We start from the raw sequence: 15,809 nt of genomic DNA, 5'->3' as shown, positions 1-15,809 counted from the left end.
GCAAAAACGTTGCCGGCCTTGCAAGCTCAAGACATGAGCGGCCAGCGGCGATCGGGGTCAGTTGGACCAGGATTGCCAGCGTCGCCACAGCCAGGCCTCAAACAGGCCCGGTGAGGTTACGTTACGTTTTTTGCCGAGAAACATTATGGATGCGTTGTTTATGCAGAAATAAGTTGTGCTGCGTCCAGCAGCGTTGGAACTATACCATCGGAATCGACGTGATGTATAGATTCGCCATGGTTGTACCCGTAAGGCACGTTCAGTACCCGACATCCGGCAGCGCGCGCCGCTTCCGCGTCATTGGACGAGTCGCCGATCGCCACCACCTGTCCGGGCGCCAGCGAGAAGTCCCTGCATACGGTAAGCAAGGGAAGGGGATCCGGTTTTTTGCGAGGCAGAGAATCCCCGCCATAGACGATTTCAAAGAACGGGCGCAAACCTGTTTTGTCCAGCAATGGCAGGGCGAAAGCAATGGGCTTGTTGGTCACGCATGCCAATCGCAAACCTTTTGCCTGGAGCGCTTGCAAGCCTTCGCGCACGCCCGGGTAAAGGGTCGAATAGTCGCCGTTGATAGACAGATAATGCCTTTGATACGATGCCAGCGCGACCGGAAAATGCAGCTCTACATCCTCTGGTCCGTAGTCGACAGCCAGCACGCGCCGCATCAGGTTTTCCGTTCCTTTGCCGACGAAATGCGTGATCGTGTCGATGTGGAGCGGACCGAGCGCGAGATCGGCCCGCATGCGATTGACCGCCACATGAAAGTCCGGCGCGGTATGGATCATCGTGCCGTCGAGGTCGATGATGGCGGCGCGAATGCCGTGCCAGGACAGCCTTTCCGGTGCGTTCATACTTGCGCCAGCTGACCACGCATCGCGTCGATCACGGTCTTGTAATCCGGCTTGCCGAAGATTGCCGAACCCGCCACGAAGGTGTCCGCGCCGGCGCGCGCTGCCTCGGCAATATTCTCGATCTTGATCCCGCCATCCACTTCGAGCATGATGTCCCGGCCGGAGTCATCGATGCGTCGCCGAACCGCAGCAATCTTTGACAGTGCTTCCGGAATGAATGACTGGCCACCGAATCCGGGATTGACCGACATGATGAGAATCATGTCCAGCCTGTCCATGACGTGGTCGAGGTAATGCAGCGGTGTTGCAGGATTGAAGACCAGGCCGGCCTTGCAGCCATGATCGCGAATCAGTTGCAATGAACGGTCGATGTGCACGGATGCTTCCGGATGGAAGGTGATGATATTCGCGCCCGCTTTGGCAAAATCGGGAATGATGCGGTCAACCGGCTTGACCATCAGATGCACGTCGATCGGCACCTGGACATGCGGTCGGATCGCTTCGCAAACCAGTGGGCCGATTGTCAGATTGGGTACGTAATGGTTGTCCATTACATCGAAATGAATGATGTCGGCACCAGCTGTAACGACGTTACGGACTTCTTCGCCCAGACGGGCAAAATCGGCGGACAGGATACTGGGGGCGATGCGATAGTTGGCCATGGCAAGCAGGTTTCAAGAGGATGCGCTATAAAGAATGCGCTATTTTACCTGCTCATCCGAACCCGACGTGTTGCATTGTTGACCGAATTGGTGTGCAATGAGCCGGATGCTGCCACGTGCAGTGACATGCTGACTGACTGACAAGAACAACAAGGACTTCCATGGCCGCCTATGAATTTACCGTGTCCGTACGCACGCAATATCTTGCCGAGCAATCCGATCCTGATCGCTCGAATTATGTCTTTGCCTATACGATCACGATCAAGAATACCGGTGAGCTACCTGCGCAGCTGATCTCGCGGCATTGGATCATTGTCGATGGCAACAACCGGGTCGAGGAAGTGAAGGGGCTTGGCGTCGTCGGTCACCAACCACTGCTCGCACCCGGTGCGCAGTTTGAATACACCAGCGGCACAGCGCTCGCTACGCCACAGGGATCCATGAAAGGTACGTATTTCTGTGTTGCAGAAGATGGCGAAAAATTTGAAACGGCCATCCCTGAATTCATCTTGTCATTGCCACGCACGCTGCACTAATTTACTGTTGCACATCGTCTTTGCGACCTGTGTGCTCGGGCGGTGGAGCCTTGTCCGGCTCGCGGCCATGGAACATCGTCCACCAGACAATAAACACAAGCAGGAAGAGTGCAACGCCCGCTTCAAGCATTAATAGCCACATTTTTCTGTTCCTTCATGTCAGTCATACGCCCAAGTTTACTCGCATCTGCCATCGCAGTTGCTCTTGCAATATCCGCATGTACTACTGTACCCCCGCAGCAGACTGCAAAACCGCCGGTGGTAACGCAGCCGGCAACACCTCCCAAACAGGTAGACGCGCCCAAAGAAGTTTTGCGTCCGACAACGTTTGCGGCCGTGCCGGGCTGGGACAAGGACAAGTTACGCGAGGCTTGGCCAGCGTTCATGGCTTCATGCGATGTGCTGATAAAGCGCGCTGACTGGAAGGAGCCTTGCACGATCGCGCGCGATGTGAATGCTGCAAGCGAGCCGGCGATCCGCACATTCTTTGAAGCCTTCTTCGTTCCTTATCAGGCCTTCAACGCGGATGGCACCGATAGTGGCCTGGTAACCGGCTATTACGAGCCAATGTTGCGCGGTGCCCGCAAGCGCGGCGGCCCTTTTCAGACGCCGTTGCATCGTAGTCCGGATGATATGTTGACAATCGACATGAGTGGTGTGTATCCGGAACTCAAAGGGATGCGCTTGCGTGGACGCGTCGTTGGCAACAAAGTCGTTCCCTATTTGTCGCGCGGTGAAATGCTTCAGTCCGGCACGTTGAACGGTAAGGAATTATTGTGGGTCGATGATCCGATCGAGGCTTTTTTTCTTCAAGTGCAAGGTTCGGGGCGTGTTCAGCTCGCCGATAGCAAGGAAATCGTGCGTGTCGCTTATGCCGACCAGAATGGACATCCTTACAAATCGATAGGACGCTATCTCGTCGACAAGGGCGAGTTGACCCTGGATCAAGCCTCAGCACAAAGCATTAAAGCTTGGTACGCCGCCAATCCTGCGCGCCAACAGGAGCTGTTGAACGCAAATCCAAGTTATGTTTTCTTTAACGAAGAAAAGTTGCTTGACGCGGCGAAAGGTCCGAAGGGTGCACTAGGTGTCCCGCTAACGCCACAACGTTCGATTGCTGTCGATCCGCAAATTGTTCCGCTTGGTGCCCCAGTATTTCTTTCCACGACACAACCAAGCACCGATATTTCCATGCAGCGGCTGACAATTGCACAGGACACCGGCGGAGCTATCAAAGGAAACGTGCGTGCCGATTTTTTCTGGGGATTCGGTACTGAAGCTGGGAACAAGGCCGGCAAAATGAAACAGCGGGGAGCGATGTGGGTGTTGTTGCCGAAATTGGCGAGGCCGCTCGCAGCGAAATAAAGGAGTGGATACAATCATGTACAACGCATGAGATGTCATATTTGCCGCGTCGCACACTGTCCGCTCAACGTGAGGAGTTATTGTTGGCTAGCCGCTTCCTTCTTGTTCTTTTCTTGAATTGACAAAGAAAGAGCCAAGTCCATGGTTGCGCTATGAAAAGCCAGCCACTGCGGTAAGGCGTTCATAACGAGATCGCGGCCAAATGTGATGTCGCCCGCCATAATACGTGCATGAGCCTGATGCAAAACGCTTAGCGCTCGTGCATGCTGTTCCTGATGCGCAAGCGCTGCGACGCAATTTGTTTCATCCATCCAATCTTCTTCCGCCCTAAAAACACGCTCAAGTCGATGGACAATCCGAGCGTATTCACTGACAAACTCGCTATCTTCTACAGCGCTCAACTGTTCCAGGGCTTCAAAGAGATCGTGATGCAAATAATCCATGTCGGGCGCTCCGAAAATGCATGGCAGGGAGAATATGAGGAGGCAGAAAACCCTGCCTTTGATACGTGAACGTCAAGATCGGCCGAAGACATTGCGGGTGGCATCATCCTGCTTGAGCTGCGAAGACGGCATCAGGAAGCAAGTATTGCCTCGGCTAAACTTTTTGCCCGTAATCTTCAAAGGCCAAGTCGGCAAGATAATACGAGCACCCGCGTAGTTAGATTTGGTCGGCGGATATTAGCGACCGGCGATCTTTGAAATGATACTTCCAGCCCCCTCACGGACTTTGATCTCGCTCAACCCATTCTGCTCTTATCTTAAAAAATTGGGCAATGAATTTCCTTGACCGGCCCAGCAAAATCAACCATAATCTCGCCTCTTTGCTGCTCGCGAACAAAACGATTCCGAGCGGATTTGAAGTCTGAAAAGCCTTGTAAAAAGAAGCGGTTATGCGAAAAGTTGGAAGTAAAAAGGCTTGACGCAAAACAGAAAGTGTTTCATAATCTCGTTTCTCTGCTGCTGACAAACACAACGATTTGACGGCGTTGCGACAGATGCGAATCTGTGGCGAGCAGGTGATCTTTAACAACTAACAGCCGATAAGTGTGGGCGCTTGGTGGGGTGGGGTTGATGGTTTCGGCCATTGGCATTACACAAGTATCAAGTGCTCACGAAGAAATATAGGTAAGCATCGCAAGATGTTACTTGTCAGTATTTTGAGTGGGCGACGCCTCTTCGGAGGTTGCCAGCAATGGCACAAACAGAGATTGAACTGAAGAGTTTGATCCTGGCTCAGATTGAACGCTGGCGGCATGCCTTACACATGCAAGTCGAACGGCAGCGCGGGGGCAACCCTGGCGGCGAGTGGCGAACGGGTGAGTAATGTATCGGAACGTGCCCTAGAGTGGGGGATAACTAGTCGAAAGATTAGCTAATACCGCATACGATCTAAGGATGAAAGTGGGGGACCGCAAGGCCTCATGCTCGTGGAGCGGCCGATATCTGATTAGCTAGTTGGTAGGGTAAAGGCCTACCAAGGCGACGATCAGTAGCTGGTCTGAGAGGACGACCAGCCACACTGGGACTGAGACACGGCCCAGACTCCTACGGGAGGCAGCAGTGGGGAATTTTGGACAATGGGGGCAACCCTGATCCAGCAATGCCGCGTGAGTGAAGAAGGCCTTCGGGTTGTAAAGCTCTTTTGTCAGGGAAGAAACGGTCTGGGTGAATATCCTGGGCTAATGACGGTACCTGAAGAATAAGCACCGGCTAACTACGTGCCAGCAGCCGCGGTAATACGTAGGGTGCGAGCGTTAATCGGAATTACTGGGCGTAAAGCGTGCGCAGGCGGTTGTGCAAGACAGATGTGAAATCCCCGGGCTTAACCTGGGAATGGCATTTGTGACTGCACGGCTAGAGTGTGTCAGAGGGGGGTAGAATTCCACGTGTAGCAGTGAAATGCGTAGATATGTGGAGGAATACCGATGGCGAAGGCAGCCCCCTGGGATAACACTGACGCTCATGCACGAAAGCGTGGGGAGCAAACAGGATTAGATACCCTGGTAGTCCACGCCCTAAACGATGTCAACTAGTTGTCGGGGATTAATTTCCTTGGTAACGCAGCTAACGCGTGAAGTTGACCGCCTGGGGAGTACGGTCGCAAGATTAAAACTCAAAGGAATTGACGGGGACCCGCACAAGCGGTGGATGATGTGGATTAATTCGATGCAACGCGAAAAACCTTACCTACCCTTGACATGGTCGGAATCCTGGAGAGATCTGGGAGTGCTCGAAAGAGAACCGGCGCACAGGTGCTGCATGGCTGTCGTCAGCTCGTGTCGTGAGATGTTGGGTTAAGTCCCGCAACGAGCGCAACCCTTGTCATTAGTTGCTACGAAAGGGCACTCTAATGAGACTGCCGGTGACAAACCGGAGGAAGGTGGGGATGACGTCAAGTCCTCATGGCCCTTATGGGTAGGGCTTCACACGTCATACAATGGTACATACAGAGGGCTGCCAACCCGCGAGGGGGAGCTAATCCCAGAAAGTGTATCGTAGTCCGGATTGTAGTCTGCAACTCGACTGCATGAAGTTGGAATCGCTAGTAATCGCGGATCAGCATGTCGCGGTGAATACGTTCCCGGGTCTTGTACACACCGCCCGTCACACCATGGGAGCGGGTTTTACCAGAAGTAGGTAGCCTAACCGCAAGGAGGGCGCTTACCACGGTAGGATTCGTGACTGGGGTGAAGTCGTAACAAGGTAGCCGTATCGGAAGGTGCGGCTGGATCACCTCCTTTCTAGAGTAAAGCCATCGCGTCAAGCGTTCACACTTATCGGTATGTTGGTAGAGACAGCAAGAACAGTGTAAGTCGGCAGTCGGCACGCAATACAGTCTGCCGGGGGTTTGGCTAGGTACTGATCCGAACGGGTCTGTAGCTCAGTTGGTTAGAGCACCGTGTTGATAACGCGGGGGTCGTTGGTTCGAGCCCAACCAGACCCACCATCAAAGTTTCGGGGGTTTAGCTCAGCTGGGAGAGCACCTGCTTTGCAAGCAGGGGGTCGTCGGTTCGATCCCGTCAACCTCCACCACTTCTTTGAGACATCAAACCTAAGTCGGGGCGCCGTGGGGCGCGGGCGATTTAGGTTTGATCTTTTGAGATCATTGGCTGTTTTTGTTCTTTAACAATCTGGAAGAAGTAGTAAAGAATTTATCAGTATGGACTGATGCGTTTGTGATGAGCGCGTTGGGAGATACTGGTGGGTTGTGATTGTATCAATCATAGGTAGGAAAGAGTTCTCGTGGTGACACGCGAGTAGTCTGGACTACGGCATATTCAAACTCATACTTTATAACGGGATTCTGGCGACAGAAGCCAACGTTATAGGGACAAGCGAATAAGTGCACATGGTGGATGCCTTGGCGATATCAGGCGATGAAGGACGTAGTAGCTTGCGATAAGCTGCGGGGAGCGAGCAAACACGCATTGATCCGCAGATTTCCGAATGGGGAAACCCGGCCCTTTGGGTCATCACTCACTGAATACATAGGTGTGTGAAGCGAACGCGGCGAACTGAAACATCTAAGTAGCTGCAGGAAAAGAAATCAACCGAGATTCCCAAAGTAGTGGCGAGCGAAATGGGAACAGCCTGCAAGATTTAGCAGTAGCGATAGCAAAACGGATTGGAAACTCCGGCCACAGAGGGTGATAGCCCCGTATGCGAAATCGGTATTGTGGAACTAGGCTTGCGACAAGTAGGGCGGGGCACGTGAAACCTTGTCTGAACATGGGGGGACCATCCTCCAAGGCTAAATACTCGATATCGACCGATAGTGAACCAGTACCGTGAGGGAAAGGCGAAAAGAACCCCGGAAGGGGAGTGAAATAGATCCTGAAACCGTGTGCATACAAACAGTAGGAGCCTCGCAAGGGGTGACTGCGTACCTTTTGTATAATGGGTCAGCGACTTACATTCAGTGGCAAGCTTAACCGAATAGGGAAGGCGTAGCGAAAGCGAGTCCGAACAGGGCGTTTCAGTCGCTGGGTGTAGACCCGAAACCAAGTGATCTACTCATGGCCAGGATGAAGGTGCCGTAACAGGTACTGGAGGTCCGAACCCACTAACGTTGAAAAGTTAGGGGATGAGCTGTGGGTAGGGGTGAAAGGCTAAACAAACTTGGAAATAGCTGGTTCTCTCCGAAAACTATTTAGGTAGTGCCTCAAGTATCACCACCGGGGGTAGAGCACTGTTATGGCTAGGGGGTCATCGCGACTTACCAAACCATTGCAAACTCCGAATACCGGTGAGTGCGAGCTTGGGAGACAGACGTCGGGTGCTAACGTCCGGCGTCAAGAGGGAAACAACCCAGACCGCCAGCTAAGGTCCCCAAGATTGGCTAAGTGGAAAACGAAGTGGGAAGGCTAAAACAGTCAGGAGGTTGGCTTAGAAGCAGCCATCCTTTAAAGAAAGCGTAATAGCTCACTGATCGAGTCGTCCTGCGCGGAAGATGTAACGGGGCTAAGCCAGTCACCGAAGCTGCGGATCTGCAGTAATGCAGATGGTAGGAGAGCGTTCTGTAAGCCTGCGAAGGTGTCTTGTAAAGGATGCTGGAGGTATCAGAAGTGCGAATGCTGACATGAGTAGCGATAATGCGGGTGAAAGGCCCGCACGCCGTAAGCCCAAGGTTTCCTGTTCAACGTTCATCGGAGCAGGGTGAGTCGGCCCCTAAGGCGAGGCAGAGATGCGTAGCTGATGGGAAGCAGGTTAATATTCCTGCACCGTCGTTAGATGCGATGGGGGGACGGATCGCGGAAGGTTGTCCGGGTGTTGGATGTCCCGGTTTGTGCATCGAAGAAGGCGCCTAGGCAAATCCGGGCGCGCAATTCAAGGGTGTGCGACGAGTGGCCTTGTGCCGCGAAGCAATCGGAAGTGGTTCCAAGAAAAGCCTCTAAGCTTCAGTCTAACGAGACCGTACCGCAAACCGACACAGGTGGGCGAGATGAGTATTCTAAGGCGCTTGAGAGAACTCGGGAGAAGGAACTCGGCAAATTGGTACCGTAACTTCGGGATAAGGTACGCCCTGGTAGTTTGAAGGCCCTGCGGCCTGAGGATGAAGGGGTTGCAATAAACTGGTGGCTGCGACTGTTTAATAAAAACACAGCACTCTGCAAACACGAAAGTGGACGTATAGGGTGTGACGCCTGCCCGGTGCTGGAAGATTAAATGATGGGGTGCAAGCTCTTGATTGAAGTCCCAGTAAACGGCGGCCGTAACTATAACGGTCCTAAGGTAGCGAAATTCCTTGTCGGGTAAGTTCCGACCTGCACGAATGGCGTAACGATGGCCACACTGTCTCCTCCCGAGACTCAGCGAAGTTGAAATGTTTGTGATGATGCAATCTACCCGCGGCTAGACGGAAAGACCCCATGAACCTTTACTGTAGCTTTGCATTGGACTTTGAACCAATCTGTGTAGGATAGGTGGGAGGCTATGAAGCGGTGACGCCAGTTGCCGTGGAGCCAACCTTGAAATACCACCCTGGTTTGTTTGAGGTTCTAACCTTGGTCCGTTATCCGGATCGGGGACAGTGCATGGTAGGCAGTTTGACTGGGGCGGTCTCCTCCCAAAGTGTAACGGAGGAGTTCGAAGGTACGCTAGGTACGGTCGGACATCGTGCTAATAGTGCAATGGCATAAGCGTGCTTAACTGCGAGACTGACAAGTCGAGCAGGTACGAAAGTAGGACATAGTGATCCGGTGGTTCTGTATGGAAGGGCCATCGCTCAACGGATAAAAGGTACTCTGGGGATAACAGGCTGATTCCTCCCAAGAGTTCATATCGACGGGGGAGTTTGGCACCTCGATGTCGGCTCATCACATCCTGGGGCTGTAGCCGGTCCCAAGGGTATGGCTGTTCGCCATTTAAAGTGGTACGTGAGCTGGGTTTAAAACGTCGTGAGACAGTTTGGTCCCTATCTGCCGTGGGCGTTGGAAGTTTGAGGGGGGCTGCTCCTAGTACGAGAGGACCGGAGTGGACGAACCTCTGGTGTACCGGTTGTCACGCCAGTGGCATTGCCGGGTAGCTAAGTTCGGAAGAGATAACCGCTGAAAGCATCTAAGCGGGAAACTTGCCTCAAGATGAGACTTCCCCAGGCCTTGAGCCTGCTAAAGGGTCGTTCGAGACCAGGACGTTGATAGGCTGGGTGTGGAAGCGCAGTAATGCGTTAAGCTAACCAGTACTAATTGCCCGTGCGGCTTGTCCCTATAACCTTGGTAGTTATACACAAGTATGAAGCGTATGCCCGATTGGACATCACGCCCGCCAAAATAAGCGCAGAACCCCTGCGCACTACTTCTTCCCAGATTGCGTTGTTTGACGGATTAGCAATAACGATCCTGCAAGCAACACTACCAGTTATGCCTGATGACCATAGCGAGTCGGTCCCACCCCTTCCCATCCCGAACAGGACCGTGAAACGACTTCGCGCCGATGATAGTGCTGCAACCAGTGTGAAAGTAGGTCATCGTCAGGCTCGTACCCCCCAAAACGCCTCCAGCTTAACCGCCGGGGGCGTTTTACTTTGCGCGGCCGCTTTGTCCGATTGCGTTAGCCTCGGCCCAGCCCTACCCATTTCGCCCCGCAGGGACCTCGATCCGGTAGCGCCAACTCCGGTCCCTTCACTGACAGCAAAGCGCCCCACCGGGCCGCGCTATCGACCCAGCCAATGCCAAATATGCGGAAAAATTAACGCACCTTCCGACGAACTGCGGTAATGACAATCACAATTCTTGCTTTTTCTTCTCGCTACTCAGCCAACGACATCGTTGACGTTGAACACGATTGGCGCTGTTCGCATGCCTACTTGCATGACCAATACCTCAGAATGCGTAACTGGCGCGAAGCACCGCAAAATTTGTACCGTCATTCGGCTGTTTAAAACTACCGTTTGAAAAGTGCTGTATTTTCAGGCCGACGTCCAAGTTATTCAAAAATACATATCCCACCCCGAGGTGATCGCCGAATTGAAATTTCGTTGAAAACTGACGATCGTTATTGTCATAAACTTTGCTGAGATAATGAGCACCGATACCACCTTCCAGATACCATCCTTTGAGGTTGTCGTTCTGCAGGCGAAAAACCGGAGTAAATCCGATATCAATAAGGTTCTGCGAGTTTCCCGGAATATTGTGAAATCTATCAGCGCGCCATTGCGACAGCGTCAAATCCCAATGTCCGCCAATGTGCGTACCGTTCGATTGCCACCACTTGCTATCCCATTTCCATTGAAGGCCTACGCGCGCCAGTTGCGTTTTATTACCCGATCCAATTTCCAATGAAGCGCTGTCGACGGCATGTGTAGCTGATTGCATTCCCCAAAAGCCTGCTGCTAAAACGAGTGCTTTAACGACGTTTTTATTCTTTATCAATTCTAATCTCCAATAACGGACGCCCGGTGTATTAGCAATTCATCAGAACGAATGCCGACAATATTCTCGCAGATGTTGATTCGTCACGATTCGAACTAACCGAATTTCTTCCTGCAATCCGTATCAGCTTGCGCTCTTATCTGCCGGCATCAATTTACGGACATGTCGAAAACGCCTTCACTTCCGTTAAAGCCGGTAAGCAAATTCAAGCCGACCGGGAACGTCTACATGCATCGTCAAAACATGCCCGGATAAAGGATGGCGCACGAGTTCATCGGCCGAACGGTTATGCCGCACCGTCGTAATGTACAAGGACTTCATGTCCTCACCGCCGAACGCTACCATCGTGGGACAGCGTACCGGCAAGGTTATTTCTCGAAGTATTTCTCCGTCGGGCGAAATGCGTAATACACGTCCGCCTTCATACATTGCGCACCAATAGGCATTTTCGCTATCCACAGCGGCACCGTCCGGCCGGCCACCATATTGCGCTCCTTTGTCCGCCGAAAATTGCTTGAACAGCCGTGCGCCGCCAACTTCCCCTGTCTCCACGTTGAACTCATATGCCATGATCCGGTGAGCGGTCGTATCCGTATGGTAAAGCGTACGGCCATCGCAACTAAATGCGACGCCGTTCGATACGGTAACCGGCTTGCCAATATCACGCACGTTTCCCTGCTCAACGCAGAACAAGCTGCCACCTGGGCGTTCACGCGAATCGAAGAGCGTCCCCGCCCACAATCGACCACGCGCATCGCAGCGGCCGTCGTTGAAGCGCACTTTCGACGGGTCGTAAGGCGGATCCGAAAGATGTATCAACGTACCGGTCGTGGTATCCAATTCCGCGAGACCCGACCGCATGGCCACCAGTAGTTTCCCAACTTCGATATAGGCAATGCAGCCAGGCTCTGCCGGCAGGTTCCAGTGTTGATGTGTGCCATCTGCAGGACGAAAACGGTGTACCGATTTCCCTGCAATATCGATCCAGAACAACGCCGACTCCTCGGGATGCCAGAGAGGTGTTTCTCCCAGCAACATCGGGGTATCCAGCACGGGACGTATTTCATTCGTCGACATGGAAGTTGCTTTTTTGAGATGATGGTGCACCATTATGCAATGATTTGGAATCACTAGAGGAGACGAACGTGAGCAGTTCCGCGCCCGCACAAAACATCGCCGTTCTCGGCATAGGCTTGATGGGCAAACCTATGGCCACACGCCTGCTGCAGGCAGGCCTTTCCGTCACCGTATGGAATCGCACAAGGGCAAAGGCCGCGCCTTTGGCTACCCTCAATGCCCATATCGCAGATACCCCCGCGGACGCCGTCCGTGACGCACACGTCGTCATCACGATGCTGGAGGCTGGGGCCATCGTGCGTGACGTCATAGCGCAAGCGGAAGCGGCGCTGCGACCGGGCACCCTTGTTATCGACATGAGTTCTACCCGGCAATCCGAAGCGCAGGAATTCCACGCAAGGCTGGCCGCACGTAATGTCAATTTCATGGATGCGCCGGTCTCAGGCGGCGTTCTTGGTGCCGAAGCCGGTACCTTGGCCATCATGGCCGGTGGCAGTGAAAGCGATTTCACCCGGGCCGAGCCCATCCTCAAACTTCTTGGCCGCCCCACGCGCGTAGGGCCTGCAGGCTGCGGGCAGATTGCCAAGCTTTGTAATCAACTGATTGTCGGCGGTACGCTGGGCATCGTGGCCGAAGCACTCATGCTGGCGCAGGCAGGCGGAGCCGATCCGGCGGCGGTAAGAACCGCGATCCGCGGCGGGTTTGCGGAAAGCCGTATTCTCGATGTGCATGGACAGCGCATGCTGGAACGTAATTTCTTGCCCGGTGGGCAGGTAAAGAGCCAGACCAAAGACTTGGAAAACGTCTTGATCGCCGCCGCTTCCGGCGGCGTGCGCCTACCACTGGCGGAACTGCTTACCGAGTTGTATCGCACGATTCTCGATGTCGTACCAAACGCCGATCAGTCGGCAGCCCTGATTGCGCTGGAACGCATGAATCCGGGCAAGCGGGTTGGCGACGGGCCGGATCAACTACCCTGATAACAAAGAGGAGACGTCATGAAGTTGAAAGCCCTATTGGCCTTAGTTGCTGCTTCCATCACGCTTGCCGCCGCCGGCGGTGCAAGCGCGCAAAGCTATCCTGCCAAATCAATCAAGCTGGTTGTTCCGTTTCCACCTGGAGGTACCACCGATATCCTTGCGCGCGCCGTCGGCGCGGAGTTGAGCAAGGCACTCGGCCAGCAAGTCATTGTCGACAATCGCCCCGGGGCGGGCGGCAACATCGGTTCCGAAATCGTCGCCAAATCACCTGCCGACGGCTATACGCTACTGATGGGCACCGTGGGCACGCACAGCATCAATCAATCGTTGTATACCAAGCTGCCTTACGATCCGGTAAAAGATTTTGCGCCGGTCACCGTCGTTGCTTCGGTTCCGAATGTTCTTGTGCTGAATGCGGCACTGGCCGACAAAAACAAGATCACCGACGTGAAAAGCTTTGTCGCTTATGTCAAAGCCAATCCCGGCAGGCTCAACATGGCGTCGAGCGGCAACGGTACGTCGATTCACTTGGCCGGTGAACTGTTCAAGACACAGACCAAAACCTTCATGGTTCATATTCCCTATCGCGGCTCAGCGCCTGCAATTACCGACTTGTTAGGCGGACAAGCCGATCTTATGTTCGATAACTTGCCTTCCGCACTGCCCTATATCAAGGCTGGACGACTGCGCGCGCTGGGGCTGACGAGCAGCAAGCCGTCTCCAGCCTTGCCGGAAGTACCGCCCATTGCCGAGACGGGCGGCGATCTTGCCGGCTTCGAAGCCAGTTCCTGGTTCGGCATACTGGCGCCCGCCGGTACGCCGCCTGACATAGTGAAGAAACTGCAGCAGGAAATCGCGAAATCGCTGGCCGCTCCCGCAGTCAACGAAAAACTGGTGTCCCAAGGCGCTGATCCGGTCGGAAATACGCCTGAACAGTTTGCCGCACACATGCAGGCTGAAAGCCAGAAATGGGCAAAAGTAGTCAAGGTTTCCGGCGCCAAGGTCGATTGAAGCTTCCGCACGACAAGCAACTTACAACAAAGCGAAGCGGCGGCACGGTAAGGTGTCGCCGCTCGACATAACAGCCGTATTGGCCTTGACCGCCTCCCATGACAGCAGCGCTTCCCATCCCGTCCGCATCGTCCACCTCCATCACTAACACCACACGCACCAACTGGCACGCCGTATGGCAATTCATTCGCCCTTACTGGAGCTCGGATGAAAAGTGGAAAGCGCGCGGCCTGCTTTTTACTGTGATCGCGCTGGCATTAGGCATGGTGTATCTCGATGTGCAGTTCAATGCATGGAACCGAGATTTTTACAATGCACTCGAGAATAAGGACTTTGCCGCGTTTCGATCCCAATTGTGGCGCTTTTCCTATCTCGCATTCATTTATATCGCGGTCGCGATTTACCGGATCTACCTGATGCAAGCGCTGGAAATCCGCTGGCGCGCATGGATGACACGGCAATACATGGACGAGTGGCTGGAAAATCAAGCGTATTACCGACTTGAACAAACCCGTTTGGCCGACAATCCAGACCAGCGTATTGCAGAAGATCTGCAATTCCTGACAAACGGCTCCCTTACCTTATCGCTCGGCCTGTTATCCAGTGTCGTTTCGCTTGCCTCTTTTGTCGGCATCTTATGGTCGGTCAGCGGCCCACTCTCATTCATGTTGAGCGGACAGCAATGGACGATTCCCGGCTACATGGTCTGGTTCGCCATCGCGTACGCAGGTGTCGGATCCCTGATCGTATTCTGGATCGGGCGCCCATTGGTGGACCAGAATTTCAATCAGCAGCGGTATGAAGCCGATTTTCGCTTTGGTTTGATACGGATTCGGGAGCATGCCGAAGCCGTCGCGCTGTATCGCGGCGAGATCCAGGAAAAGCAGCAACTCGGTACCCGCTTCCAACGTATCTGGGAAAACTGGTGGACTATTATGCGTACCACCAAACGGCTCAATGCCACATCGACTTTCTATGCCCAGTTCGCGGTGATCTTTCCATTCCTGGTCGGTGCACCGCGTTATTTTTCCGGCGCAATCACGCTCGGTGGCCTCATGCAGATCAGTTCGGCATTCGGCCATGTGCAGGAGTCCCTGTCCTGGTTCATCAATGCCTTCAGCTCGCTGGCAAGCTGGAAAGCCAGCGTGAACCGGCTTGCCGGATTTCACGCCGCAGTCGTGGCCGCCCGCACCCATGTTTCTGGCATCACCGTCGAGCGCAATAACGTCGGTGCAATTCTGCTCGATCGCGTCACGCTGCACCTGCCCGACGGCACAGTACTAACAGAACCGCTGAGCGCAGAGATCCGCCCCAGTCAGCGCATTCTCGTGACTGGGCGTTCAGGCTGTGGCAAGTCGACGCTGTTTCGCGCGATCGCCGGTATCTGGCCTTATGGTCGCGGCAGCATTGAAGTGCCAAACGATGCTCGCCTGTTGTTCCTGCCGCAGAAAGGATACCTGCCGATCGGTACGTTGCGTGCCGCAATCGCCTATCCGGCGGCGGAAAACGCGTATAAGGAGCGCGCGATCCTGCATTACCTTGAAGCGTGCAAGCTGCCCCATCTTTTGGAGCGCCTCGATGAGCCCGACAACTGGAGTCAGCGCTTGTCGCCCGGTGAGCAACAGCGACTCGCTTTCGTGCGCGCGCTGTTGGCGAAGCCGCAGATATTGTTTTTGGATGAAGCCACCAGTGCGCTCGATCCGCAAACCGAAGAACAGCTGTATGACTTACTGCTGAAAGACTTGCCTAATGCCAGCGTGGTCAGCATTGCACATCGTGAGGCCGTTGCGAAATACCATCAGATACGTTGGCAGTTTGTTCATGCTGCCGAAGATGCAGCGGCGTTAGCGCGCGCTACGCAGCAGCAACGCTATACAATCCTGCCATCCAAAACAGGCAATTCATGAAAACACCATTGTGCTGCCGCAGCATGCTTAGGCACGTCAAACCTAGCC

The 15,809-nt window shown here is 54.0% G+C and carries 11 protein-coding genes, 2 tRNA genes and 3 rRNA genes; 10 read left to right on the top strand and 6 right to left on the bottom strand.

Annotated elements, in window-relative coordinates; all coding sequences use genetic code 11:
• Positions 1–158: 158 nt before the first annotated feature.
• Together D3871_RS14700 and rpe are read right to left on the bottom strand one after the other, a co-directional pair.
• Complete coding sequence (locus D3871_RS14700) at positions 159–851, bottom strand: phosphoglycolate phosphatase (RefSeq protein WP_119769564.1); 693 nt, start codon at positions 849–851, stop codon at positions 159–161.
• Entirely contained in the window at positions 848–1,513 is a 666-nt protein-coding gene (rpe, locus tag D3871_RS14695; RefSeq protein WP_119769563.1) for a ribulose-phosphate 3-epimerase, read from the bottom strand. The genes D3871_RS14700 and rpe overlap by 4 nt, the downstream gene beginning before the upstream one ends.
• Before the next feature lie 161 nt (positions 1,514–1,674).
• On the opposite strand from rpe, the gene apaG reads away from it, so the two are divergent.
• Positions 1,675–2,049, top strand: coding sequence for a Co2+/Mg2+ efflux protein ApaG (apaG, locus tag D3871_RS14690; RefSeq protein WP_119769562.1), 375 nt, complete (start codon positions 1,675–1,677; stop codon positions 2,047–2,049).
• Between the two features lies 1 nt (position 2,050).
• Here apaG and D3871_RS30495 read toward each other — a convergent pair whose 3' ends face one another.
• Positions 2,051–2,191, bottom strand: a complete 141-nt coding sequence (locus tag D3871_RS30495) for a hypothetical protein (RefSeq protein ID WP_199724775.1) — start codon at positions 2,189–2,191, stop codon at positions 2,051–2,053.
• 14 nt (positions 2,192–2,205) lie between these two features.
• Between D3871_RS30495 and mltA the strand changes: the two genes are divergently transcribed.
• The gene (gene mltA / locus D3871_RS14685; RefSeq protein WP_119769561.1) at positions 2,206–3,414 is read left to right on the top strand and encodes a murein transglycosylase A; all 1,209 of its coding nucleotides are present in this window, start codon (positions 2,206–2,208) and stop codon (positions 3,412–3,414) included.
• A 77-nt stretch (positions 3,415–3,491) separates the two neighbouring features.
• Here the strand turns inward: mltA and D3871_RS29845 are convergent, their stop codons facing one another.
• Positions 3,492–3,857 (bottom strand): hemerythrin family protein, encoded by a 366-nt coding sequence (locus D3871_RS29845; RefSeq protein WP_147376823.1) that lies wholly within the window; start codon positions 3,855–3,857, stop codon positions 3,492–3,494.
• A gap of 769 nt (positions 3,858–4,626) precedes the next feature.
• Between D3871_RS29845 and D3871_RS14675 the strand changes: the two genes are divergently transcribed.
• The 5 genes from D3871_RS14675 to rrf all read left to right on the top strand — a co-directional run bounded on the left by D3871_RS14675 (position 4,627) and on the right by rrf (position 9,891).
• Positions 4,627–6,157: ribosomal RNA gene (locus D3871_RS14675) — 16S ribosomal RNA — on the top strand.
• A 129-nt stretch (positions 6,158–6,286) separates the two neighbouring features.
• Positions 6,287–6,363 (top strand) — tRNA-Ile (locus D3871_RS14670).
• Positions 6,364–6,373: 10 nt separating this feature from the next.
• Positions 6,374–6,449, top strand: a tRNA-Ala gene (locus D3871_RS14665).
• 296 nt (positions 6,450–6,745) lie between these two features.
• Positions 6,746–9,622: ribosomal RNA gene (locus D3871_RS14660) — 23S ribosomal RNA — on the top strand.
• 156 nt (positions 9,623–9,778) lie between these two features.
• A 5S ribosomal RNA gene (gene rrf / locus D3871_RS14655) occupies positions 9,779–9,891 on the top strand.
• The 16S, 23S and 5S rRNA genes sit together here with 2 tRNA genes alongside, the layout of an rRNA operon.
• Positions 9,892–10,237: 346 nt before the next feature.
• Here rrf and D3871_RS14650 read toward each other — a convergent pair.
• The gene (locus D3871_RS14650; RefSeq protein ID WP_338016842.1) at positions 10,238–10,786 is read right to left on the bottom strand and encodes an acyloxyacyl hydrolase; all 549 of its coding nucleotides are present in this window, start codon (positions 10,784–10,786) and stop codon (positions 10,238–10,240) included.
• 186 nt (positions 10,787–10,972) lie between these two features.
• Positions 10,973–11,863 (bottom strand): SMP-30/gluconolactonase/LRE family protein, encoded by an 891-nt coding sequence (locus tag D3871_RS14645; RefSeq protein ID WP_119770089.1) that lies wholly within the window; start codon positions 11,861–11,863, stop codon positions 10,973–10,975.
• Positions 11,864–11,931: 68 nt separating this feature from the next.
• On the opposite strand from D3871_RS14645, the gene D3871_RS14640 reads away from it, so the two are divergent.
• The 3 genes from D3871_RS14640 (at position 11,932) to D3871_RS14630 (ending at position 15,761) form a co-directional block, all read left to right on the top strand.
• Positions 11,932–12,843: an NAD(P)-dependent oxidoreductase gene (locus tag D3871_RS14640; protein ID WP_274381737.1), complete on the top strand. Its 912-nt coding sequence runs from the start codon at positions 11,932–11,934 to the stop codon at positions 12,841–12,843.
• An 18-nt stretch (positions 12,844–12,861) separates the two neighbouring features.
• The gene (locus D3871_RS14635; protein ID WP_119769558.1) at positions 12,862–13,854 is read left to right on the top strand and encodes a tripartite tricarboxylate transporter substrate binding protein; all 993 of its coding nucleotides are present in this window, start codon (positions 12,862–12,864) and stop codon (positions 13,852–13,854) included.
• Positions 13,855–13,952: 98 nt separating this feature from the next.
• Positions 13,953–15,761: an ABC transporter ATP-binding protein/permease gene (locus tag D3871_RS14630; protein ID WP_119769557.1), complete on the top strand. Its 1,809-nt coding sequence runs from the start codon at positions 13,953–13,955 to the stop codon at positions 15,759–15,761.
• Positions 15,762–15,809 lie beyond the last annotated feature (48 nt).

It is taken from the genome of Noviherbaspirillum saxi, assembly GCF_003591035.1.
Classification (GTDB): domain Bacteria; phylum Pseudomonadota; class Gammaproteobacteria; order Burkholderiales; family Burkholderiaceae_D; genus Noviherbaspirillum; species Noviherbaspirillum saxi.
Note: the sequence above shows the minus strand (reverse complement) of the source record. Positions and strands in the feature narration are given on the sequence as shown.